The 24,910-nt window shown below is 30.5% G+C and carries 19 protein-coding genes; 13 read left to right on the forward strand and 6 right to left on the reverse strand.

Annotated features, from left to right (window positions below; genetic code table 11):
* Positions 1 to 1,119, reverse strand: coding sequence for a tRNA guanosine(34) transglycosylase Tgt (gene tgt, locus MOV42_RS06000; RefSeq protein ID WP_324172868.1), 1,119 nt, complete (start codon positions 1,117 to 1,119; stop codon positions 1 to 3).
* A 152-nt stretch (positions 1,120 to 1,271) separates the two neighbouring features.
* On the opposite strand from tgt, the gene efp reads away from it, so the two are divergent.
* Both efp and MOV42_RS06010 read left to right on the forward strand, forming a co-directional pair.
* Positions 1,272 to 1,838: an elongation factor P gene (gene efp, locus MOV42_RS06005; protein ID WP_324172869.1), complete on the forward strand. Its 567-nt coding sequence runs from the start codon at positions 1,272 to 1,274 to the stop codon at positions 1,836 to 1,838.
* A 90-nt stretch (positions 1,839 to 1,928) separates the two neighbouring features.
* Positions 1,929 to 3,347 (forward strand): helix-hairpin-helix domain-containing protein, encoded by a 1,419-nt coding sequence (locus tag MOV42_RS06010; RefSeq protein ID WP_324172870.1) that lies wholly within the window; start codon positions 1,929 to 1,931, stop codon positions 3,345 to 3,347.
* 67 nt (positions 3,348 to 3,414) lie between these two features.
* Here MOV42_RS06010 and MOV42_RS06015 read toward each other — a convergent pair whose 3' ends face one another.
* Positions 3,415 to 4,884 carry an acetyl-CoA carboxylase biotin carboxylase subunit gene (locus MOV42_RS06015; protein WP_324172871.1) on the reverse strand — a complete coding sequence of 490 codons (1,470 nt, stop codon included), beginning with the start codon at positions 4,882 to 4,884 and terminating at the stop codon, positions 3,415 to 3,417.
* Between the two features lie 148 nt (positions 4,885 to 5,032).
* Between MOV42_RS06015 and MOV42_RS06020 the strand changes: the two genes are divergently transcribed.
* The 7 genes from MOV42_RS06020 (at position 5,033) to MOV42_RS06050 (ending at position 14,595) form a co-directional block, all read left to right on the forward strand.
* Positions 5,033 to 5,908 (forward strand): AraC family transcriptional regulator, encoded by an 876-nt coding sequence (locus MOV42_RS06020; RefSeq protein ID WP_324172872.1) that lies wholly within the window; start codon positions 5,033 to 5,035, stop codon positions 5,906 to 5,908.
* A 117-nt stretch (positions 5,909 to 6,025) separates the two neighbouring features.
* Positions 6,026 to 9,628 (forward strand): DNA polymerase III subunit alpha, encoded by a 3,603-nt coding sequence (gene dnaE, locus MOV42_RS06025; RefSeq protein ID WP_324172873.1) that lies wholly within the window; start codon positions 6,026 to 6,028, stop codon positions 9,626 to 9,628.
* 230 nt (positions 9,629 to 9,858) lie between these two features.
* The gene (locus MOV42_RS06030; protein WP_324172874.1) at positions 9,859 to 11,643 is read left to right on the forward strand and encodes an EAL and GGDEF domain-containing protein; all 1,785 of its coding nucleotides are present in this window, start codon (positions 9,859 to 9,861) and stop codon (positions 11,641 to 11,643) included.
* A gap of 2 nt (positions 11,644 to 11,645) precedes the next feature.
* On the forward strand, positions 11,646 to 12,908 hold the full coding sequence (locus tag MOV42_RS06035) for a M18 family aminopeptidase (protein WP_324172875.1): 1,263 nt from the start codon (positions 11,646 to 11,648) through the stop codon (positions 12,906 to 12,908).
* A gap of 12 nt (positions 12,909 to 12,920) precedes the next feature.
* Positions 12,921 to 13,913 carry a HAMP domain-containing sensor histidine kinase gene (locus tag MOV42_RS06040; RefSeq protein ID WP_324172876.1) on the forward strand — a complete coding sequence of 331 codons (993 nt, stop codon included), beginning with the start codon at positions 12,921 to 12,923 and terminating at the stop codon, positions 13,911 to 13,913.
* Positions 13,914 to 13,971: 58 nt separating this feature from the next.
* On the forward strand, positions 13,972 to 14,304 hold the full coding sequence (locus MOV42_RS06045; RefSeq protein WP_324172877.1) for a hypothetical protein: 333 nt from the start codon (positions 13,972 to 13,974) through the stop codon (positions 14,302 to 14,304).
* A gap of 3 nt (positions 14,305 to 14,307) precedes the next feature.
* Positions 14,308 to 14,595: a hypothetical protein gene (locus MOV42_RS06050; RefSeq protein WP_324172878.1), complete on the forward strand. Its 288-nt coding sequence runs from the start codon at positions 14,308 to 14,310 to the stop codon at positions 14,593 to 14,595.
* On the opposite strand, the gene MOV42_RS06055 is transcribed toward MOV42_RS06050, so the two are convergent.
* The 4 genes from MOV42_RS06055 to MOV42_RS06070 form a co-directional block, all read right to left on the reverse strand.
* Positions 14,579 to 16,342 (reverse strand): ATP-binding protein, encoded by a 1,764-nt coding sequence (locus tag MOV42_RS06055; RefSeq protein ID WP_324172879.1) that lies wholly within the window; start codon positions 16,340 to 16,342, stop codon positions 14,579 to 14,581. The two genes, MOV42_RS06050 and MOV42_RS06055, sit on opposite strands and share 17 nt — an antisense overlap.
* Positions 16,339 to 17,622 (reverse strand): diguanylate cyclase, encoded by a 1,284-nt coding sequence (locus MOV42_RS06060; RefSeq protein WP_324172880.1) that lies wholly within the window; start codon positions 17,620 to 17,622, stop codon positions 16,339 to 16,341. The genes MOV42_RS06055 and MOV42_RS06060 overlap by 4 nt, the downstream gene beginning before the upstream one ends.
* Positions 17,623 to 17,687: 65 nt before the next feature.
* Positions 17,688 to 18,575: a DMT family transporter gene (locus tag MOV42_RS06065; RefSeq protein ID WP_324172881.1), complete on the reverse strand. Its 888-nt coding sequence runs from the start codon at positions 18,573 to 18,575 to the stop codon at positions 17,688 to 17,690.
* Between the two features lie 99 nt (positions 18,576 to 18,674).
* Complete coding sequence (locus tag MOV42_RS06070) at positions 18,675 to 19,250, reverse strand: TetR/AcrR family transcriptional regulator (RefSeq protein ID WP_324172882.1); 576 nt, start codon at positions 19,248 to 19,250, stop codon at positions 18,675 to 18,677.
* Between the two features lie 88 nt (positions 19,251 to 19,338).
* Here MOV42_RS06070 and MOV42_RS06075 point away from each other — a divergent pair, with 88 nt between their 5' ends.
* The 4 genes from MOV42_RS06075 to hemH are packed head-to-tail and all read left to right on the forward strand — an operon-like array spanning position 19,339 to position 24,888.
* Positions 19,339 to 20,046 carry an SIR2 family NAD-dependent protein deacylase gene (locus MOV42_RS06075; protein WP_324172883.1) on the forward strand — a complete coding sequence of 236 codons (708 nt, stop codon included), beginning with the start codon at positions 19,339 to 19,341 and terminating at the stop codon, positions 20,044 to 20,046.
* Between the two features lie 60 nt (positions 20,047 to 20,106).
* The gene (gene ccsA / locus MOV42_RS06080) at positions 20,107 to 23,229 is read left to right on the forward strand and encodes a cytochrome c biogenesis protein CcsA (protein WP_324172884.1); all 3,123 of its coding nucleotides are present in this window, start codon (positions 20,107 to 20,109) and stop codon (positions 23,227 to 23,229) included.
* Positions 23,230 to 23,239: 10 nt separating this feature from the next.
* Entirely contained in the window at positions 23,240 to 23,944 is a 705-nt protein-coding gene (locus tag MOV42_RS06085) for a DUF2461 domain-containing protein (protein WP_324172885.1), read from the forward strand.
* Positions 23,941 to 24,888, forward strand: coding sequence for a ferrochelatase (gene hemH, locus MOV42_RS06090; protein WP_324172886.1), 948 nt, complete (start codon positions 23,941 to 23,943; stop codon positions 24,886 to 24,888). Before MOV42_RS06085 ends, hemH begins: the two co-directional genes overlap by 4 nt.
* The last annotated feature ends 22 nt before the right edge of the window (positions 24,889 to 24,910 follow it).

Raw genomic sequence — 24,910 nt, forward strand, 5'->3', positions numbered from 1 at the left:
TCAAGTTCTTTTTTTATAAAACTTTTTTTTATATTCTTCAAATTTATCTTCTAAAATCGACTTTCTAACTTCTCTCATAAGGTTTAAATAATAATGTAGATTGTGAATAGTTGCAAGTCTAAAGTAGCTTATCTCACGAGCACGAAATAGATGGTTTAGATATGCCCTAGTGTATCTTTGACATGTTAGACATTTACACTCAGCATCTATTGGCGTGGCGTCTTCTTTAAACTTTGCACCTTTTATATTTATACGACCAAAAGAAGTGAAAAGTGTACCATTTCTAGCATTTCTAGTTGGCATAACACAGTCAAACATATCGATGCCACGCTCAATGTTTTCTATGAGGTCTTCAGGAGTTCCAACACCCATAAGATAGCGAGGTTTATCCTCTGGCATATACTGCACTGTATGCTCAACTGTATCGTACATTTCGTTGTTTAACTCTCCAACACTAAGCCCTCCAATAGCAAAACCATCAAAGTCCATAGCACATAACTCAGTGGCACTTTTTGTACGAAATACCTTATCTGTACCGCCTTGAATAATTGCAAAAATATTTTGCTCAACACCAACGCCTTCTTTTTGTTTAGCACGAAAATACTCAATAGATTCTTTTGCCCAAGCAGTAGTTCTTTCAATAGAAGTTTTTATACGCTCTTGTGTAGCAGGTAATGCAACTAAATCATCTAAAATCATCATAATATCGCTTCCAAGATTGTGTTGAATATCTATGACTTTTATTGGTGTAAAGAAGTGTTTTGAGCCATCAATGTGAGAGCGAAATTCGATTCCGTTTTCTTTAGGTTTTGAGATGTCTGATAGTGAGAAAGCTTGAAATCCACCGCTATCTGTTAAAAAACTTTTTGGATAAGTTGTAAAACCATGAAGTTTACCCATTTTTGCAATGGTTTTATCACCTGGTCTTAAGTATGTATGGTAAGTATTTGCTAAAATTATTTCAGCACCAAGAAGATTTAATACATCGTCCATATCGAGAGCTTTTACACTTCCTAAAGTTCCAACAGGCATAAATACTGGTGTTTTTATAGTTGAATGTAAAGTTGTAATAGTACAGGCACGAGCTTTTTTACTTGTAGCATCTAAAGTGAATTTCATGAGGGTAAGTATCCTAGATAGTGTGTTATTTTTGACATTATAGCATTTGTGACTTAATGGATGTAGTTAAAAAAGATATGTAGAAGTTAGCTTCATAACATTATAAGAACCTTTATTGTAAAATTTTGTAATTATATTTTAAGGGTTTGTTAATGGCAACTATAGGAATGAGTGATATAAAAAAGAATGTTCGTCTAATAGTAGGTGAAGTACCATATAAAATTGTAGCGTTTCAACATGTAAAACCAGGGAAAGGTGCTGCCTTTGTTCGTATGAAAATGAAAAGTTTTTTAAATGGAAAAACTGTTGAAAAAACTGTTCATGCAGGAGATAAATTTGAAGTTCCTGTAATCGACTTTAAAACTATGCAGTATCTTTATGATGATGGTGATATGTATCAGTTTATGGATAACGAAACTTACGACCAACTTGGTCTTGCTTATGAACAATGTAGTGATGCTTCAAAATGGTTCAAGGATGGAATCAATGTTGATATCGTATTTTTTAGAAATAAAGCTATCTCAGTTCAAGCACCTGAAACTATGGAACTTATTATCACGCAAACTCCTCCAAACTTTAAAGGTGATACTTCAAGTGGAAGTAAAAAACCTGCAACTCTTGAAACTGGTGCTGTTGTACAGATTCCATATCATGTGCTTGAAGGTGATCTAATTAGGGTAAATACAGTTGATTGTGAGTATTTAGAGAAGATTAAATAATTTAATGCTATATTTAGCTAAATTATAACTTAAATTTAAGATTAAAACAGTATAATCGCGTTTATATTTAAAAAATGGAGAAAAAGTAACATGGGATTAACAAATAAGCAACTACCAAAACTAGGATTTTTATATTTAGACTATGTATTGAGATTTTTTGACCACTCAAACTTTAAAGGTTGGCCAAACAAAATTGAAACAGTAACTTACCATTGGAAAAATGATAAAGATAGATTTATCAAAGAGGTAAAACGCAAAAAAATCGATGTTTTGATAGGTAATATCCCTGCTACTGCTTATGAGACTTTTAGGGAGATTGCTAGAGCACTTCCTCATGTTCGTTTCATCCCATCTATGGATACTCAGTTTTCAAACAAGTCTAAAGAAAATGTAACTAGATTTGCTTGGAAATATGACCTTCCAATCCCAAAAACTTATATATATTACAAGCATGATAATGCGGACAAATTTTTGAAAAAATGTGATTATCCAAAAATCATAAAAAAATCTTATGGACCATCAAACTATGGTGGTTACTTTGTTCATAAAGTTGACTCTTACAAAGAAGCAAGAGAACTTTATGATGATAAACAATACCACCCACAATATTTCCAAGACTTTATCCCAATGGAAGCAGATATTCGCGTAATGCTTATCGGTCATAAACCTGTATGTGCTTTTTGGCGTCGTGCTCCAGAAGGTGAATGGCTTACAAATACTTCTCAAGGTGGAAGTATGGACTATATGGATGTTCCTAAAAATGTTCTTGATTTAGCTGTAAAAGTTTCAAAAGCTGCTAATGCTGAGTATTGGGCAGTTGATGTTGCTTATGGCATAGATGGAAAAGTTCGTATCTTAGAATGTGCTACCGCATTTGCAGCATTTCCATATATCAGAGATTGGATTGGTCAGTATATTATGTGGAGTTTAAGTGAAGGTAGATTTAGAAAACCTCATGCTCCTATGTTTAACTGGGAAGAGTTAGGTAAAATGGACGCATCTATACTAAGAACACTTAGACACATACACTTTGGTAATTATAATGCTAGTTATGATGGTGCATATTTTGGTAAAAAGAGAAAACTATTTGGTGAAAATGAAATCTATCTTCATGTTTTGGATAGTGAATATAAGATGCATGATGTAAAAAGAAGATGGAGTGAAGAATGGCCAAGTGAGAAGTGGAATTATCAAGATAATCTTGCGCTTAAACCATCTGCAAAATCAAAGAAAAAAGATTTTAAAAATGCACCATCTCCAACAAATGATGAATCAGCAGAATCAACTCAAGAAGAGTTTGAAATAACTAAAAAAGAGTTAAAAGAATTTTTAACTTCTATTGATGGTATTGGAAATAAAAAAGTTGATAGTATTGTAAACCACTTTGGTGATGTTAATGAAGTGATTGGCGTACTTCATCAAAATACCTCAATGCTCACAGAAGTAAAAGGCATCACAAAAAAACTTGTTTCTAAGATAACAAAAGCTTGGAGTAAACTTATAAAATAATCACTACATTATTATTTTTAGTCCCCATGTTTTGTGGGGACTTCATATTCAGTTTTAAAAAGACAACTTAATAAAGAATAAATTTATTTTTAAGTGATACTAAATTATTTTCTTTTATTTTTTTAATTAAATTTTTTAATTCAAGAGATTTCTCCTCTTCATTTGCGATAGAGCTTTTTGCCCCTAAATCAAACTTATTCATGTTCATGTCTAAATATCCCGTATCGAATTTTCCATTTTTAAAACTTTCATCTTTCGCAATCTCTCTATGGAGTTGTATATTTGTTTTGAACCCTTCTATGTGGAACTCATCCAATGCTCGTCTAGCTTTTTGAACTGCACCTTTCCAGTCAAGCGCCCAAACAATCAACTTTCCAAGCATTGAATCATAGGATGTTGGTAATTCATATCCTGAATACAAACTAGTATCAAGTCTTACTCCAGGACCACCAGGTGTTAAATATTTTTTTACCACTCCAGATGTAGGCATAAAATTATTTTGAGGATCTTCAGAATTGATTCTAAATTCTATAGCGTACCCTCTAAATTGTATTTCGCTTTGTTTATATTTTAATTTATCCCCAGAAGCTATCTCAATCATTCTTTGGATAATATCAACACCAGTCACTATCTCTGTCACGGGATGTTCAACTTGCACTCTCGTATTCATCTCTATAAAGTATGCATTATCTTTTTCATCAACTAAAAATTCAACAGTTCCTACACTCTCATACCCAAGTTCTTTCATAGCATTAACAGAAATATCACAAAGTTTTTGTCTAACTTTATCATTTAATAGCGGGGAAGGTGTTATCTCTATTACTTTTTGATGTCGTCGTTGAATAGAGCAGTCTCTTTCACCTAAATGAACTACATTTCCATATTGATCAGCAATAACTTGTATCTCTATATGTCTAGGGTTTTGAACATATTTTTCTATAAAAACATCCCCTTTACCAAAATATTTTATAGACTCATTAGTAGCAGATTCAAACATTTTAGAAAAATCATTAGCAAAATGAACAATTCTCATACCCCTTCCACCACCACCAAATGCTGCTTTAATTATAATGGGATAACCTATTTCTAAAGCAATTCTCTTACCTTCTTTTATATCAATAATAGGGCTGTTTGTCCCTTCTAATACAGGAACATTTATCTTTTTCATAGCAACTTTTGAAGCCATTTTATCTCCAAATAGTTCTATGTGTTTTGGTTTTGGTCCTATAAAAATCAAATCATTATCTATACACGCTTGTGCAAATTCAGCACTCTCTGACAAGAAACCGTAACCTGGATGGATAGCATCACAGTTTGATTTTTTTGCTAGATCAATTATTCTATCATACTTCAGATATGCATCTACAGGATTACCAAGTATAGGATAACACTCATCAGCTCGTGGCACCCATATTCCATTTACATCATCTTCGGAAAAGATAACTACCGATTTTATTTCAAGTTCTTTACATGCTCTTATAATTCTCAGAGCTATTTCTCCTCTATTGGCTACTAACACTTTAGAAATTCTTTTCATAACAAGTCCTCATATTAAATTTAAGCACTATTATAATAGATAGAGCAGTAAAAAATCTTCTTTTTTTTTGTCAATTTTTTTATTCATTAAAATAGAATAAATTGTCCATTATTGTTATTTTAATTGCTTATTTTTGCTATAATTTTTTATGCATAAAGATACACTGCAAAAAAACACTAAAATTGCTAATAGTATAATGTATTATATTTATACTCATATAGAAGTAGACATCGATATAAATGAGTTAAGTAAAAATCTTAATATTAGTAAATTTCATATGCATAAAGTTTTTAAAAAAATATTTGGAAAAAATATTTATGAGAGTATAAAATCTATAAGACTTCAAAAAGCAGCTAGTTTACTTTTAACGAATAAATACTCAACTATATCGGAAGTGGCAAACTTATGCGGATATAGTTCCCATTCTTCATTTATAAAAGCTTTTAGAAACAAATTTGAATCTTCTCCAAAAGAGTGGAGAAATGGAGCATATAAAAAATACTCGAATTCAATCTTACAAGATTCTAATATATCTACAGAAACTAGTATTGATTTTTCAAATATTATAGCTACTATTGTTGATATGCCAGAGATGAAAAGTTATTATATACGAAATAATAGCTATATAAATAATGTTAAAGAGACTTGGCAAAAACTATATACGCTGATTTTAAACAATAAAGTAAAAAAGTATCAAATGATAGCTTTATTACATGAAAATCCGACTATAACTGATCTAAATAATTACCAATATATAGCTTGTATCAAAACAGATGAGAAAGAAGATATATTAACACAGCGATTACCCAAATTCAAAATATCAAATGGTGTATACGCAAAATTTGATTTACAAGGTAAGGGTGAAGATATACTAAGGTTTATACAATGGGTATATCACGATTGGCTAGTTGATAGTGAGTATGAGACAACAACAAAGCCTTCATATATTATTTATCACAAGAATAATTATTTAAATAATGAAAATTTATTTGATATTAGTTATTACATATCAATTAAATTTTAATAAATCTTTTTAGACCAAGCTTTTCGAGGTAAGTTGTAGTTAATTTTAAAACTCATTTCATATTAAGAGAAATCCACTATAATCTCTTTAATAATTTATATACATTAGGCTTTTATTATGAGCGTACAACCTTTCACACATTTGCATCTACACACAGAGTATTCTCTCCTTGATGGAGCAAACAAACTTTCAAATTTAGTACCACGCTTAAAAGAGCTTGGAATGACTTCTGTTGCTATGACTGACCATGGAAATATGTTTGGTGCTATAGACTTTTATCAGCAGATGAAAGCAGCTGGAATAAAGCCTATTATCGGTATGGAAGGTTATATTCATAATGGTGCAACACTAGACGATAAAAGTACAAGACAGCGTTTTCATATTTGTCTTTTTGCTAAAAATCAAAAGGGTTATGAAAACCTTATGTATCTCTCTTCAAAAGCATACATAGAAGGAATGTATTACTTTCCTCGTATAAATAAAAAAGAGTTAGCTCTTCATAGTGAAGGTTTGATTTGTACTTCTGCTTGTCTTCAAGGTGAAGTAAACTGGCATCTGAACTTAGCAAATGATAGAAATGTAAGAAATGGAGCTTTAGGATATGATGGAGCAAAAGCAGTTGCATTAGAATATAAAGAAATATTTGGAGATGATTTTTACCTCGAACTTATGCGTCATGGTATTGGTGACCAACTTTTTATTGATAACAATATTTTACAAATTGCACAAGAAACAAACATTAAAATAATAGCTACAAATGATACTCACTACACTTTTCCTGGAGATGCACAGTATCATGAAGCATTTATGTGTATAGGTATGAATAAATTATATGATGATCCAAATCGTATGCGTCATTCTGTTCACGAATTTTACTTAAAATCACCAGAGCAAATGGCTAGAATTTTTGCGGATATTCCAGAAGCAATAGCCAATACTCAAGAAATAGTAGAGAAATGTCAACTTGAGCTTAAACTAGGTGACCCGATTCCTCCAAATTTTAAATTTACTCCAGAGTATGCTACGGCGGATGGTTTAGAAATAAATCACACAGATGATGAACCTTTAAGTCCAGATGCATCCCAAGAAGAAAAAAAGCTTTGGTTTAGTGCCATAGATAAAAATGATGCGGAGTATTTTACTTATAGATGCAAGGTTGGTTTAGAAGAGAGACTAAAGCATGTAGTAGAGGAAAAACATGAAAAGTATAAAGAACGCCTAGAATTTGAAATGAAGATTATAAATTCTATGAAGTTTCCAGGATATATGCTTATAGTTTGGGATTTTGTAAAGGTAGCAAAAGAGATGGGTATCGCTGTTGGTCCAGGGCGTGGTTCAGCGGCTGGTAGTTTAGTAGCATATTCTTTAGACATAACTGATATAGACCCTATGAAATATGACTTGCTTTTTGAGCGTTTTTTAAATCCTGAGCGTGTGTCAATGCCCGATATCGATATGGACTTTATGCAGGCAAGGCGTGGAGAAGTAATTGACTATGTTGTTAAAAAATATGGTCGAAATCAAGTAGCTCAAATTATAACCTTTGGTTCACTTTTAGCAAAAGGGGTTTTACGAGATGTTGCAAGAGTTCTGGATATGCCACTTTCTCAAGCCGACAAAATGGCAAAACTTATTCCTGATGAGCTTGGAATAACTTTAAATGGAAAGATGAAAAAAGGTGAGTTTATAGATGGGGCTTTTCAAAAAGAGCCTAAGATACAAGAACTTTTAAATGAAGATGCTAATGCAAAGAGAGTTTGGGAGTTTGCCAAAAAACTTGAAGGCTTAAAAAGAAACTCAGGTATTCATGCTGCTGGTGTTGTTATTTCAAATGAAGAATTATGGAAAAAAACTCCTATTTATAAACCTTCAGGAGAAGATACTTTTGTTACTCAGTATTCACTAAATTATCTTGAAGATGTTGACTTAATTAAGTTTGACTTTCTTGGTTTGAAAACTCTTGATGTCATAGACAATGCAATAAAACTTATAAAAAGAAGATATGACAAAACGGTAGACTGGCATAAAATAGATGAAAATGATGAAAAAGTATATGAAGTTATTCGTGGCGGAGATACAGTAGGAATGTTCCAAATAGAGTCTTCTGGTATGCAAGATTTGAACAAACGACTTAAACCTGATAGTTTTGAGGATTTAATTGCCGTACTTGCACTTTATAGACCTGGTCCTATGGAGTCTGGGATGCTTGATAGTTTTGTTGAGCGTAAACATGGTCGTGAGAAAATTGAGTACACTTTTGATATTATGGAACCCATTCTTAAAAATACTTATGGGGTCATCGTTTACCAAGAACAAGTTATGCAAATTGTTCAAAATGTTGGTGGATTTAGCCTTGGATATTCAGATATTATCCGTCGTGCTATGGGTAAGAAAAAAGATATGGCAACATATAATGCAGAGTTTAGCGAGGGAGCAGCAAAACAAGGACATCCCTACGATGAAGCATCAAAGCTTTTTGATTTGATAGAAAAGTTTGCAGGTTATGGTTTTAATAAATCTCACTCAGCAGCCTACGCAATGGTTACCTTTCAAACAGCATGGTTAAAAACTTACTATCCAAATGAGTTTATGGCAGCACTTTTGACATCTGATAAAGATAACATGGATAAAGTAGTTCGTTACATCGATGAAGTTAAGCGAATGGGTATAGAACTTTCTCCTCCTGATGTTAACGATTCTTACTTGGAATTTTCAGCTATAACAAAAGATGAAAAAGAGATTATTTTATTTGGTTTGGGTGCGATTAAAGGAGTTGGTGGTTCTGCTGTTGAGTCCATTATTCAAACCCGTGAAGAAGATGGAGAGTTCACTTCAATGGAGAACTTTGTAAATAGAATAGACCCATCAAAAGTAAATAAGCGTTTTATAGAGTCAAGCATAAAATCAGGTGGATTTGATAGATTTGGATTTTCGAGAAAAGCACTTCTTGACCAGCTAGAACTAATAGTAGATACAGCTAAAGATGCGTCTACTGCTAAAAAAAATGCAGTTGGAAGTTTATTTGGAGATGATGAAGAAATAACTACTGTAAAACTCTCTCTTGTAAACTCAGATGAGTATGAGTTAAAAGAAATTCTAGAGTTTGAAAAAGATACCTTAGGGTTTTATGTTTCAGGACATCCTCTTGATGAGTATAGAGAAAAACTTGATGAGTTAAACTACTCTCTATCCTCAGAACTAGAAAGCATTAAAGATGGCTCTTTTGCTATATTTATAGGAAAAGTTGAAGAGATTCAAAATAAAATATCTAAAAAAGGAAATCAGTTTGGCATAGTAAACCTGATGGATTTTCATGGAAATATAGAGATAATGCTCTTTAGCGATAAGTTAGAACAGCTAAAAGAAATGAACCTTGATGAACCTGTTGCTTTTAAAGTGAAAATCACACATACTGAGATGTTTACACGAATAGGTGTTACTAAGATAATGACACTCCAAGATGCTAAAAAAGAGTGTAAAAAAATAAAGACAGAAGTCAGAGAAGCTCCTCCTGAGCCTATATCTTTAGCTGTTAAATTAGATAGCGATACAAATGTTTTAGACAACTTATATACACTGATAAGACTAAACCCAGGGAGAAGACCTCTAAAACTAACAATCATCTCTAAACTTCAAAATGTTGTAATAGATTCAGCAATAAGAGTAGATACTAGTATTCTAATGGCTTTAGAAGGTAATGAAGCAGTGGATATTTTATGATAAGTGCTAGTTTGAAATCCTCTAAATTGTATAAAAGCTAACTCTTGTCCAGCTTATTATTCTGATGAGATTAACTCTATTTATTAGAGATTTAATGTAACAAGAATACAAAGATACAGCAAACTGTTTTTGTTACTTTTTAGATTGTGGTAGAATTGTATAATTTAAAATTATTTATATGAAGTAAGATAGATTTTTAGAAGTACTCATATGAATGTAAAAGGGTTAAAATGCCATTTAAACTAACTAATTTAAAAGAACATAATTCTGAACTGTTAAATCTTTTAACGCAACATCTTCCAGATATGTTTTGGGTTAAGGATTTAGAAGGAATTTATTTATATGCTAACAAAGCTATCTGTGATGGTTTACTAATGGCAAAAAATATAAATGAGCCGATAGGGAAGGGTGATGTGTTTTTTGCTCTTCGTGAGAGAAATGCACATAAAGATAAACCTGATTGGCATACTTTTGGAGAACTTTGTTTTAATAGTGACCTAGATGTTATAGAACAAGATAAGGCTATGAAATTTGAAGAGTATGGCAATGTAAAAGGTAAACTTATGTATTTAGAAGTATATAAGGCTCCTTTTTACGATAAAGATGGAAAGGCTATTGGAACTGTTGGAGCATGTCGTGATATAACCAAGCTTAAAAAGATACAAATGGATTTAGAAAAAAGTCTTAGAAGCCTTGATGAACAAAGAGAACAGCTAGAATACCAAGCTAATCATGACTATTTAACAGATTTACCAAATCGTATTTTATTTGTTGATAGATTAAAGCAGTCAATTAGTTTGGCAGATAGATATGATAAAAAAATAGCACTTTTGTTTATAGATTTAGATTATTTTAAAGAGATAAATGATTCGTTAGGTCATCATATTGGGGATATGATTTTAGTTGAATTTGCAAATAGAATGAAAAATGAAATACGAAAATCAGATACTATTTCTAGATTTGGTGGAGATGAATTTTGTATTATTTTAAATGACATCTCAAATGTTGATTTTATATCAAACTTTATTACACAATGTATGAAGATTGTTAAAAAACCTTTTATTACTAATAAGCAAAAATTTCATATTAGTATGAGTGTTGGTGTTGCATTCTATCCAAATGATGGAGATACTCCTAATACACTTCTTAAAAATGCAGATGCTGCCATGTATAAAGCAAAAGATAGTGGTAGAAGTACCTACTGTTTTTATGATGAAAATATGACTAAAAAAGCTTTAGATAGAATTTCTCTCGAAACAGAATTAAGAAGTGCATTGGAAAATGATGAACTAGTAGTTTTTTTTCAACCACAGATGGATGTAAAAATAAATAAATTAGTAGGAATGGAGGCTCTCGTCCGTTGGAAACACCCAACCTTAGGTCTTGTTTTTCCAGATAAGTTTATACCACTCGCTGAACTAACCGGTATGATTGTAGAGTTAGATAGATTTGTAATGAAACAAGCTATTAGAACATTTAAAGGATGGGATAAAGCAGGTTTAAACCCAGGTAAATTATCCATGAATTTAGCAATCAAACAGTTAGAAAGTGGTGATTTTATTGAGTTTATGAATAGCTTATTAAATAGTGAAGATTTTTATTATCATAACCTTGAACTAGAAGTTACTGAAAGTGAAATTATGAAAAATCCAGATAAATCTATAGAAGTTCTTAAAACCCTTGATAAGATGGGAATTTCTATTGCTATTGATGACTTTGGAACAGGATACTCATCTCTAGCATATTTAACAAAATTACCAATAAAAAAACTAAAAATAGATAAATCTTTTATAGACGGCATTATTGATAATCAAGAGGACTCCGTAATAACAATCGCAGTTATTAATTTATGTATAAGTTTAAATTTAAAAGTAATTGCTGAGGGTGTAGAGACAAAGGAACAAGAAAGTTTTTTACTAGAAAATGGATGTAAGTTTGTACAAGGTTATTTATACTCTAAGCCATTGTCTGCAAAAAATATGACAAATTTTTTGCAAGAAAGAGCCAAAGGATAAAAATGAACAAAGAAGATTTTAATGAAGGACTTTTAGGCTTTTTAGATGCTTCTCCTACGCCATTTCATGCTACAAAAAATATGTCACAGATGTTTGAAAATGCTGGATTTTTAAAGCTTGAAGAAGAGCAAAAGTGGGAACTTAAAAGGGGTGAAAAGTATTTTGTAACTCGTAATGATTCTAGTATTATTGCTTTTACATATCCAGATGCAAGTGATTATATTATGGTTGGTTCTCATACAGATTCCCCGAATTTAAAATTAAAACCAAAACCTGTGATAAAAGAGCATGGAGTTGTAAAATTTGGAGTTGAATCTTATGGAGGTTTACTTTTAAATCCTTGGTTTGATAGAGATTTGTCTATTGCAGGGCGTATTTCATACTTAAACTCAAAAGATGAAATAAAAGATGCACTTATAGATGTAAAAAAAGCTATCGCAGTTATCCCGTCTTTAGCGATACACCTTGATAATAAAGCGAACAAAGAAAGAACTGTAAACAAACAAACAGATATCTGTCCAATACTAACAACAAATGAAGATTTTGAATTTAATGAATTTTTAAAATGGCAACTTTCAAAGTTAGAAATTTTAGATGTAGAAGAACTTTACGCAAATGAGCTTAGTTTTTATGATACTCAAAAAGCTTCTTTTGTAGGTTTAAATAATGACTTTATAGCAAGTGCAAGACTCGATAATCTTCTTAGTTGTTATGTTGGTATGCTTAGTATTTGTAGTGTAGATGACAACAAGCCTATGCTTTTTATTGCAAGTGACCACGAGGAGGTAGGAAGTGAGTCAACAAGTGGAGCAGGGGGTAGTTTTTTAGAAAATACTTTAAAAAGAATGTTTAGTGATTATGATGAATATATGGGTATGCTAAGAACTTCTTTGATGATTTCGTGCGATAATGCTCATGCTATTCATCCAAACTATGCGTCTAAGCATGATTCCAAGCATACTCCTCACATTAACAAAGGTGTTGTCATTAAGGTAAATGCAAATCAAAGATATGCTTCTAACTCTAAAACAATTTCAAAGTTTATGCATGTTGCATCTTCTATAAATGAGTCTTATCAGGAGTTTGTTACTCGTAGTGATATGGGATGTGGCTCTACTATTGGTCCCATAACGGCTACAAGACTTGGTGTAGATACTTTAGATATAGGGATTCCAACTTTTGCGATGCACTCTATAAGAGAATTAGCAGGAAGTGAAGATGCTCATTCACTTTACAAAATTTTAGTAAAATTTGGGATGAAATAACGGAGAAAATTTATGTCAAATCAAGCAGTTGTAACACCAGAAGAGTTAAATCTTTTAATTGAGCAAACATATAAGGTTGAAAATGAGTTTAATGAACTTAAATCTTCTTATGCTCATTTACAAGATACTGTTGAAAAGGTTGTTGAGTTTTTACCAAATGCTATTTGGATTGTAAATCATGACAATACAGTATTCTTACAAAACTCAAAAGCTAGGGATTTATTGGAATTACTAAAACTTTTGGAATTTAAAGATGAGGATTATGAGATAAAGTTTAACTCTCTTTCGTATCTTGTAAAAACTTCAAACTACAAAGATAAAACTATGTTTAGTGTTATTGATATAACTGAACAAAAACGAAAAGAAAATTTAGCAACAATGGGACAAATGGCAGCGCATCTCTCTCACGAGATAAGAAATCCGATAGGTTCAATCTCTTTACTTAGTTCAACTCTCAAAAAGCGTGTTATTCCTGAAAACATCCCCATAGTAGAAGAGATACAAAAATCAGTATATAGAATAGATAGAATAATTAAAGCAACTTTGATGTTTAGCAAGGGTGTTGAAGTTACAAAAACATCTTTTATGTGGAGTGATTTAAAGAGTTCTCTTGATATGTCTATTGGTTATTATGGTTATTCTAAAGAAATATCTTTTATATTCCCTCAAGATGATTTTAACATAAGCGCAGATAAAGACCTACTAGAGATGCTTTTTTCTAATTTTATAGTAAATGCCATAGATGCCATAGAACTTGATGACAATGAAGATGGTGTTATTGAAATGATTTATAAATGTGATGAAAAGTATCATAAATTTTATATTTATGATACAGGGGTAGATATAGAGAGTAAACAAGATTTATTTGAGGCTTTTAAGAGTACAAAATTGAAAGGTAACGGCTTAGGCTTGATACTATCTAGACAAATTGCTGAGGCTCATAATGGTTCAGTAAACCTACTTGATAGTCAAAAAAAATGTTTTGAAATAAAAATATCTATTTAATTAAGTTTGGCATAATAATTGCTTTTATTAAATATAATTTAATATAAGGTTCTTAACAATGTCAATAAACCATAAAGATGTAACTCCTCTTTTAGAGTTTATAAAAATTGATAGATTTTATGTAGTTTGTCATTTTAGATGTAAAATAACAAATAAGACTATTATTTCAACTGTTCCATTTGAACCTTATGATGGAAAAATAGAAATATCATGGCAAGAAATATTAATGCACCCAATAGATACATATAATAGGTATTACCATACTTCTATAACAATTTATGATAATAATTCTCATGATACAATCGTTATAAAAGCTTTTGAAAAAATTTTAAAATACTTTGAATGGAGTAATAGTTATAATAGTTATATATATACAGCAAAAAGGGTTTGAGTTTTGAATAAAAAGTTAGTTGAATTAGAAGGAGCAACACTCCAGTTTAAGTCTTTTGAAGAAGATGGACTTGTATTTTACGAGTATGATGCAAGAGAGTGTCAGCCACCAGAACCAATGGTAAATACTATTAGAGGTTTGAGTCTTTTAAAAAACAAAACAGATAGATTGGTTGGTTTTTTCTTTCATGAGCCTTTCCCGCTTTATCAAAGAATACCTCTTACTATTTCTCATAGAGCAGAGGAGTTAGAAGATGGAGATTTTAAAATCACTTTTAAACTAGAGAGTTAAATACTATTTTAAACTCTGCTCCTTTTTTGTTGTTTGCAACAGACAAGGTTCCTCCTACGGTTTGTTCTATTATCATTTTTGACATATAAAGTCCCATTCCTGTTCCTTTTCCTTGCTCTTTAGTTGTAAAGTATGGCTCAAAAATTCTATTTATAACTTTTTTATCAATACCACCAGCATTATCGCTAACTGTAATTATATTTTGTTGTAAACTAATAAATATTTTTCCATTAGATGTTTTGTTCTCTATTAAAGCGTCTTTTGCATTTGTTATTAAGTTCAGTATAACTTGCAAAAATTCACTTTCAATAGTAGTTAGTTTAAAATCTTCTCCTAAAACTTTTATAGATATATTTAAATTATTTAGTTGAGCTGATTGAATTGAAATTGTAGTAAAAATGGCCTCTTTAACACTAAATGTCTTTTTGATTTTATCTATTCTAAAAAAGTTTCTAAAATCATCTATCGTTTTGCTCATAAAGTTCATTGTTTTTGTTTGCTTAATTATAAAAGAGTCTAAAAATTCAGCATCTATTAGCCCATCTACATAGTCATCATCTAAGTTTTGTATATTTATATTTAATGAGTTTAGAGGTTGCCTCCATTGGTGTGCGATTGCTCCAACCATCTCTCCCATTGCTGCAAGTTTTGATTGTTCTTGCATAATTTTATCTTTTTGAATAAGTTCATTTGTTTGTTTCTTTACTTCTTCTTCAAGATAATCTTTTGTTGTTATAATCCTATACAATAAAAATAGTATTATTGAGAAAATAATGAATGATAAAAAGTTAATAAGTTGATACCGTAAAAGAATATTTATGATATGTTGTGAATCGGTATATGAAACTATATATGCTGATGTACTTTTATTTTTTATGCTTTGAATAGGTAAAAATGCTAAAATTAGTGCTTTGTGTTTATATACACTGAAAAATGCAAATTTTTTCTGATCATTCATATTTTTTTTAATTAATTTTTTATTAGGTTTAATTATGTATTCTGCTAAGTTATCTATAGTTATTTTATCTTTATGGTGTGTAGATGTAAATATATAACTATTATTTTCTATACTTTGCTTATAGTCTAAATATAGATAACTTTTGCTCCATTTTTTAGTATTATATATATTCTTTTTTATAAGAAAGTGAGAGTATATTTTATTTACATTTGTTAAATTATTTTGCATTAGTTTGGAACTAAAAGATATCTCATAACACCCTATATATTTTTTATTTACATCAAAAAGAGGAAAAACATTTCTAAAAGAGTGTGTAGTTTTCCCTTGTTCAAATCCAGAACTTGCCTTATGTGTTTTATTGGTATAAACTAAAGTATATCTAACTTGGCTAAGATTATCTCCAAACTCATCAACTCTGTGCATTCTTAAAAATACCGTATTATCTGGAAGTGTGAACTGAAATTGAAGAACACCTTTCATCTTCATCGATTTATATTTTTTGAATAGATGATTGTAAAGAATTTTTCTTAATTTTACTCTTTGTTGTTCATTCGCTATTGTCGCTTTTGATATGATATCAATAATTTTTGGATCACTTTTGAAAAGGTAATTCATGGCATTAGCATCTATTGCGTTATAGTTGATGGTTATGTCAAAGTTAGTTTGTAGTACTTTTAAAGCTTCATTTCGTTCATTTTGTATAAGAGATTCACGATTGAGATTATTTATATAGTACATAAAAAACATTAAAACAGTAAAAACTAAAAAAAATTTTATTTTTAGTTTCAAACAACACTTCTTAAGCAGTTTCTACCACTATGTTTTGCTTCATAAAGTGCTTCATCTGCTCTTTTGAAAATCGACTCTTTGGTGTCACCTTTTTTGTACGAACTTAGTCCAAAACTAGCTGTTACTTTACCTGCTGATTTATGCTGTATGTTTTGTATTATTTTTCTAAAGTTTTCAGTAAGTTTTGTGGCAATTTCTAAGTTTGTATTTGTGAAAAGTATAACAAACTCTTCTCCTCCCCATCTTGCAAAAAAGTCACTTTCTCTTTTATTTTGCTCTATGCTTTGACTAAGTATTGTTAATATTTCATCTCCTATAAGGTGACCAAACATATCATTAAATTTTTTAAAATGATCTATATCTAAAATTACAAGAGAGAACTTTCTATTGTATCTTTTTGATTGAGTAAGTTCATATTCAAAAACTTCTTCAAATTTTTCTCTATTACTTATACCTGTAAGAGAATCTTTATATACTTTTTTTTCGGTAGCTTCTTTTTCTTGGCTTAATTTTGTTATATCTGTAAAATTTATTAGATAATTTATATCATTTATTTTTGATACATTGATAAAAAATGATTTATAAATATTTTTACTATTTTTTAATTTTACTACTCTTAAAGTTTCGTCTATAGCTTGTATGCAGTCGTAAAAATCTTTGCCATTTCTTATATTTTGTAATATATTTTCTTTGTTTATAATGTTATTTTCATTATTGAAAATATCTAAAAAAGTATAAAATTTAGTATGAAATTCTTCTATAGATGAGACACAAAAAAAGTTTAAAAAAGAGGTACTAACAAATGAGATATTGGTTGTATCGGTAATCACCGTTATACTGTTTTCGGAATCAATAATATATTGAAGTATGTCTCTTTGTTCTTTGTTTTGCTTTTCTAGCATAATTCTATATGATAATTTTTGTATTAAAGTTTGAAGTGACTTTTTTTGTACAGGCTTAAGTAAAAAACCTTCGACATGTAGTTCGATAGCTTCTAAAAGATACGCACTTTCACTGTGAGCAGTAGTAAAGACTATATTTGCATCTGCATCTATCTCTTTTATTTTTTTTGCCATGTCTATGCCATTCATTATTGGCATTTGTATATCGGTGACTATTATATTTGGAAGGTATTTTTTATAAAGTTCTAAACCTTCAAGACCATTGCTTGCAGTATAAAGTTTTTTTGAAATTCTACTAAGTGCTTTTGCATATCCATCTAAAATATCTTGCTCATCTTCAACATAAAGAATTGTTACTGTGTCGGTATATTTGTTCATAATGCTCCCTGTCACTTATTTTACATCAACTATTTTTAACTACAAATAAAATAAACTTATTAAAATTATTTTTTATCTATCTTCATGATTAAAAGTATCGAAATAAAAATGATAACTACTCCTGCTATGACCATAATATCTACATTTTTATCAAATAGTAACCATGAAATAAATACAGCACTTACAGGCATAAGATAAAAAATAGAGGATACTTTGGAGACTGCTCCTTTTTCTATCATAATATAGAGTAATGATAATGCTCCTATACTCACACCCACACTCATATATGATAAGGCTATGATAAAATCACTATTAAAATTCATATGAATATCTTCAAAAAATAAAAAAGGAATCACTAAAATTGTAGAAGACAATGTTTGTATCGCTCCCCCTGAAAAAAGATTCATATTTACACAGTATTTTTTTTGATATAAATTACCAAAACTTAAACCAAATAACGCAACAAAAGAAAACAATATCCCAAATATCTCTGTCATAGAAAAACTCATAGAAGAGATAATAACCAAACAAACACCTGTAAACCCAGTAATAAGACCAATAACTACATATTTGCTTACATTTTCACCTAAAAATTTCATTGCAAAATAAGTTACTACAATTGGTTGTAAAGCTATAACTAAAGCATTTAATGAAGCACTTACACCATAAGAAATTGATAAAAATACACCAATAGAAAAAGTACCTACAGTTAAACTTCCTGCTATACAGATATGTAAAAACTCTTTTATAGTTTTTGGCCAAGAAGATTTTAAATAGTATGCAATAGTAAGTAAAATAATAAAAGCAATGAAAAATCTTAAAGCCAAAAATGCCATAGGTGATGCATTTTCTAATCCAAACTGAGTAAATACAAATCCACTTCCATAAAGGAGTACAAAACCAATCGCTAAAAAACTACCTTCTATTGATTTTTTTATCTTATATTTATACATATAACTAATCCTCCTATATAACACTTGACTAATTAGTCAAGTGTGAGTGTATCAGAAAGTTGACTGATTAGTCAATAGTGTCTACTTGATATAGCTTTATTATTTTTTGAATTTTAGTGAATTTAAGAAAAGTTCTAATTGAGAAATACAGTTATTAAATATACCAGCATCATGAGATTTTTTGGCAGTGATTAAACAACCCTCTATAGATGCTACAACAAATATAGCTAAGGATTTAACATTATTGTGTTGTATCTCTTTATTTTGGATAGCTTTTGAAAGTACATCTTCTATGATTTTTTCAAATCTAAAATATACTGTCTCTAAAGCAGATTTAAATTCTTTGTCTTTTGATGATAGTTCTTGAACTAAGTTATTTACTTTACACCCTGATACAAAATCAAAGTTTTTTCTATCTTTTATTAGTTTTAAAAGTTCTTCTATAATATTAGTGTCATATTGTAAAAGAACTGAATATTTATTTTCTATATAATCATGCACTCGCTCTTTTATGACAGCAAGTCCCAACTCTTTTTTAGATTTAAAGAAGTGATATATAGAACCTTTATTCATATTGGCTTGTTTTAAAATTTTATCTATAGAAGTAGAATAGTAACCATTATAATAAAACTCATCAAAGGCTACATCTAAAAGTTTTTCTCTTGAACTACCCATGCTAAATTACTCCTATTATTATGACTTCTCAAATAATATCCTAAATCTATTTTAAAGTTAATTAGTTATATTATTTAAAGGATTTTTTATGAGTAAAGTTTTAATTTTAACAGGAGCAGGCATAAGTGCTGAGTCTGGCATCTCTACTTTTAGAGATAGTGATGGACTTTGGGAAAACCACCGCATTGAAGATGTTTGTACTGCTGGATGTTTAGATACAAATGAAGAAGCAACAAAAAAGTTTTATGATGCAAGACGGGAAGATATAAAAGATAAAAAACCAAACTATGCTCATCAACTCATAGTAGAACTAAAGCAAAAATATCCTCAAGAGATAGCAGTGCTTACTCAAAATGTAGATGATTTATTTGAAAAGGCTGGTATGAAAAGTGATGAAATTGTACATCTTCATGGTTTTTTAAAAGAACTTAGATGTAGAGGTTGTGATGAGATATTTGATATTGCTTATAAAGCACAAGATTCTTTTGCCAATTTATGTGAATCTTGTGGCTCACAACTTAGACCAAATATAGTATTCTTTGGTGAAGCAGCACCTAAATACCAGATACTTACTCAAAAACTAAATGAGTGTGAATTAATAGTAATAATTGGAACTAGTGGAAATGTTTTAGATGTAACATACTTTGCACAACTTACAGATAAATCAATACTTAATAATTTAGAAAAAAGTTCAGCTATAGATGATAGTTGTTTTACTAAAGTATATTACGCTAAAGCAACAGATGCAATAGCCGAAATAGCTGAATATATAGAGGATTTTTTAGAAGAGTTGTAATTCTTAATCCTCCATTATCTTATTTTAACTAAAATAGCTTTTTAATTTAAAGGCTATTTTATGAAACAACTATTTTCTCTTTTTGGTTCTATGAAAACTATGGCAGTTCTCATGTCCCTCTTCGCTTTAGCTATTGGCTATGCAACATTTATAGAAAATGATTATGGAACTATAACTGCTAAAGCAGATGTTTATAACGCTAGATGGTTTGAAGTTTTAATGCTTTTTTTAACCATAAACCTTATGTTAAATATTTACAATTATAAAATGTATACTATAAAGAAAGCTTCTATATTTATGTTTCACATTTCTTTTATTGTTATACTTATTGGTGCAGCAATTACTCGTTATGTTGGATATGAAGGAACTATGCATATTCGTGAAGGTGCTACTTCTTCGACTATGATAAGTTCAGATACTTACTTTAGAGTAGATGCAAAAGTAGGAGATAAACATATTATTTCAGAACAATCATTATACCTCTCCAAACGACTTATTAACAATGTAAATGCTTCCCTTGAAATCGAAGGTAAAAAAGTTAGTGTTGAGATGATAGAGTATATTCCAGATGCGGTTGAGACAACAGTTGAGTCGAAAACTGGCAAGGCTATGGCATCTATGATGGTTACTGGTAGTGGAAAAGGTGAGCCAATCACGCTTATCGAAGGTGAGTTTTATTCGAGTGAAAACTTCGTTTTAGATTTTGGCTCAGGAAAATCATTTGATAAGATGACAATATCTGTTTTTGTTCAAGATGATAAATTTTTTATGAAACATGATATGCCTCTTACATTTTTAAAGATGGATGATAATTCAAAAGGTGTTTTAGATGCAAATGATAAACAGCCATTTACGACAAGAACACTTTTTTCTACTGCTGGTGGCGGATTTGTTCTTCGTAATTTTTATGCTCATGCACAGAAAAAAATTGTTTCAAATCCGAATGCATCTGCACAAAGACCAGGTATAGATGCACTTAGATTTAATGTAAAAGTAGGAGATGTTTCAAAAAATGTTCTTATATATGGACAATCTGGAAGAATGGCAAAAGAACATCACAATGAGATAAACGGTGTTGATGTTCATTTGTCTTATGGTTCAAAAAGACTTACTCTTCCTTTTGAGGTAAAACTTTTAGACTTTGAGTTAGACAGATATCCTGGGTCAATGAGTCCAGCATCTTATGCTAGTGAAGTTATTTTAATCGATAAAGAGCAAAATATAGAGATGCCATATAGAATTTACATGAATAATATTTTAGAGCATCGTGGTTATAGATTTTTTCAATCATCTTATGACAGAGATGAAAAAGGAACTGTTCTTTCTGTCAACAATGATCCAGGAACACTCCCTACCTATATAGGTTATTTTCTTTTATCTTTAGGTATGGTTTGGTCTTTATTTTCTAGAAAAAATAGATTTGCACAGTTGGCAAAACGAGCAAAAAAAGCGGCTGATGAAAAAGCACTTGGAAGCTTAATCGCTCTAGCTTTAGTATTTAGTATTTCTCCATCGTTTGCAGAGGACTTAAATCCAACTATTAAAACTATTATGTCTTTTGATAAGGCACATGCTAAAAAATTTGGAGAGTTAGTTATACAAGATAGTGGCGGTAGGATGAAGCCTATGGATACTCTATCAACTGAAATATTAGCAAAAATATATAGAGGCTCACATGTTAATGTAGGTGAGTATAAATTAGACTCAAACCAAGTAATATTAGGAATGATGGTAAAGCCAGATGCTTATCGTGATATAAAAATTATCTATACAAAAAATGAAGAGATAAATAAAATTATTGGTACAAGTATAGATGCCAAGTATGCCTCTTTCGCTCAGTTTTTTTCAGACCCAGATAAAATGAGTGGTTATAAGTTAGCACAGATTGTAGATGAAGCAGTTAGAAAAGAGCCAAAACATAGAAATATGTTAGATAAAGCTGCTTTAAAAGTTGATGAAAGAGTAAATATTTCTTACTCTGTTTATACAGGTTCTTTGATGAGAATTTGGCCAAAACCAAATGATGTAAGTAATAAATGGTACCCAACAATAGAAGCACTTCAGACATTTACGCCAGTTGATGGTGAAAGATTGAGAATTATAGCGGTAGAGTATTTTACAGCGATTGATAAAGCATTACAAAATTCTGATTGGAGTGATGCAAACAAAGCGATTGTTAAATTAGCAAAATATCAAAGCTTTTATGGTGGAGAAGTTTACCCATCTCTTGATAGAGTTCGAGCAGAAGTTTTTTATAATAAAGCTAATATCTTTGAATCACTTTATCCTTTTTATTTTATATTAGGTTTTATACTTTTAGTTCTAAGTTTTGTAAAAATTATTAAACCAAAGTTCAACTTAGCAATTTATTCAAAAATTATACTAGGTCTTTTAGTGGTATTTTTTATAGCTCATACTTTTGGACTTGGTTTGAGATGGTATATTTCAGGTCATGCTCCTTGGTCAAATGGCTACGAGTCTATGATATATATAGGTTGGGCAACACTTTTAGCAGGTTTTATTTTTTCAAAACGCTCATCTATAACTATGGCATCTACAGCTATTTTAACAGGTTTGATTTTATTTGTGGCACATCTAAACTGGATGGATCCTCAAGTTACAAATATTGTTCCTGTTTTAAATTCTTACTGGTTAAGTATTCATGTCGCTGTAATTACTGCTAGTTATGGTTTCTTAGGTCTAGGTGCTCTTTTAGGCTTTATTGTTATTTTATTATTTATGATTAAAACAACCAACAATGAAAAGCATATAGGTTTATCTATAAAAGAGTTGAACTCTATAAGTGAGATGAGTTTAATGGCTGGGCTTGTTCTGCTAACTATTGGAAACTTTTTAGGTGGTGTTTGGGCAAATGAGTCTTGGGGTAGATACTGGGGTTGGGATCCAAAAGAAACATGGGCATTAGTAACGATTTTGATTTACGCTATTGTTGTGCATCTAAGGTTTATTAAGTTAATTTATAGTGAATTTAATTTTGCAGTTATCTCACTTTTATCTTATTCTTCAGTCATCATGACTTACTTCGGAGTAAATTACTATCTTGCTGGACTTCACTCTTATGCAAAAGGTGACCCAGTTCCTGTTCCTGATTTTGTGCCTATAACTTATGCTGTAATATTTGTTTTCGTTTTAATAGCTTTTAGAAATAGAAAGATAGCTTAGGCTAAGAAAAATGGACTTTAAAGGTTTTAGTAAAAAAACTCTTCCCTTTTTAGAGTCTATCCGTAAAAACAATGATAAAGAGTGGTTTGAAGCACATAGAAGTGAGTATGAAGAGTTTATCTTGAATCCTTCACGAGCTTTTGTAGAGGAGTTTGGTGAGCATCTCCAAGCTCTAGAACCAACTATAAACTTTTCTCCTAAAATAAACAAATCACTCTTTCGCATCTATCGAGATACAAGAAGAATGGGTGCGATAAAAGTACCTCTCAAACATCGAATTGGTATAATATTTTGGCAAGGAAATGGAAGTCGTATGCAGACTTCATCTTTTTATCTTCATTTTTCTCCTGATGAACTTTTTGTAGCAGTTGGTGTTAGATGGTTCGAAAAACCTATGCTAGATGCTTATAGAGAGTACATAAAAGATGACAAAAGAAGAGAATATCTAAGTACCTTACTTAAAAGTATAGATGCTAAAGGCTATAAAGTCATAGAAAAAGGCTACAAAAGATACCCAAGAGGTTTTAATGCCAAAATGCCAGATGCTCATCTTAGTTTGTTCAAAGGTATGGCAACATACAAAATATTAGATCCAAAACTTATAATAGATGGCGATAAATTTATAAGTACACTTTATAGCATATATGAAGATATGTTAGAGTTACAGCAAGTTGTTTATGAGATTAGTTTGAGAGTTCAAGAGGAAAATAGTTGAAAGAAGCAGTAATACTACTAAATATGGGTGGACCAAACAATCTTGATGAAGTTGAGATGTTTTTAAAAAATATGTTTGCTGATAAGAATATATTGACAATGAAGAGTTCTCTATTGAGAAAGTTTATTGGTGGAATGATAACTTTTTCAAGGGCTGAAAAATCACAAGATATTTATCGTAAACTTGGCGGAAAATCCCCCATAGTAGGACATACTAAAAGTCTTGTAAAAAAGTTGCAACAAAGACTTGGTAATGATGTTATAGTTGATTTTGTTATGAGGTATACTCCTCCATTTGCATCTGAAGTGATAAAAAAAATAAATAAAGAAGAAGTTGAGAAAATATACCTGATTCCATTATATCCTCAGTTTTCTACAACTACAACAAAGTCATCATTAGATGACTTTGAAGAGCATTATCACACCGAAGGTGGAGATGCTACTTTAGTAGAGATAAAGCATTTTTTTGAAAATGAAAGCTATAATAAAGCAATTGTAGAGAGAATTAAAGAGAAGATGGCAGATGCACAGTATGAAGATTTTGACATGATTTTTTCTGCTCATGGACTTCCTCAAAAAATCATAGATGCTGGAGATGTTTATCAGCGTCATATTGAGAAACATGTAAAGATATTAAAAAAGATTTTAACAGATGAAAAGATGAAATTTCATGAGATTCATTTGGCATACCAATCCAAAGTTGGACCTATGAAATGGCTTCAACCATCACTGGGGGACAAACTTAAAAGTGTTAGAAATAGGGGAGTGATTATTTTTCCTTTGGCTTTTACGATTGATAATTCTGAAACAGATTTTGAACTAGAGATTGAGTATAGAGAAATAGCAGATGAACTGGGTTTTAAAGAGTACAGAGTATGTAGATGTCCAAATGACAGTGAACATTTTATAGATGCATTAGAAAATATATACAATAAAATGAGGTAACTAAATGTTAAAAAAAACTATA

It is taken from the genome of Sulfurimonas sp. (assembly GCF_029027405.1).
Taxonomy (GTDB): domain Bacteria; phylum Campylobacterota; class Campylobacteria; order Campylobacterales; family Sulfurimonadaceae; genus Sulfurimonas.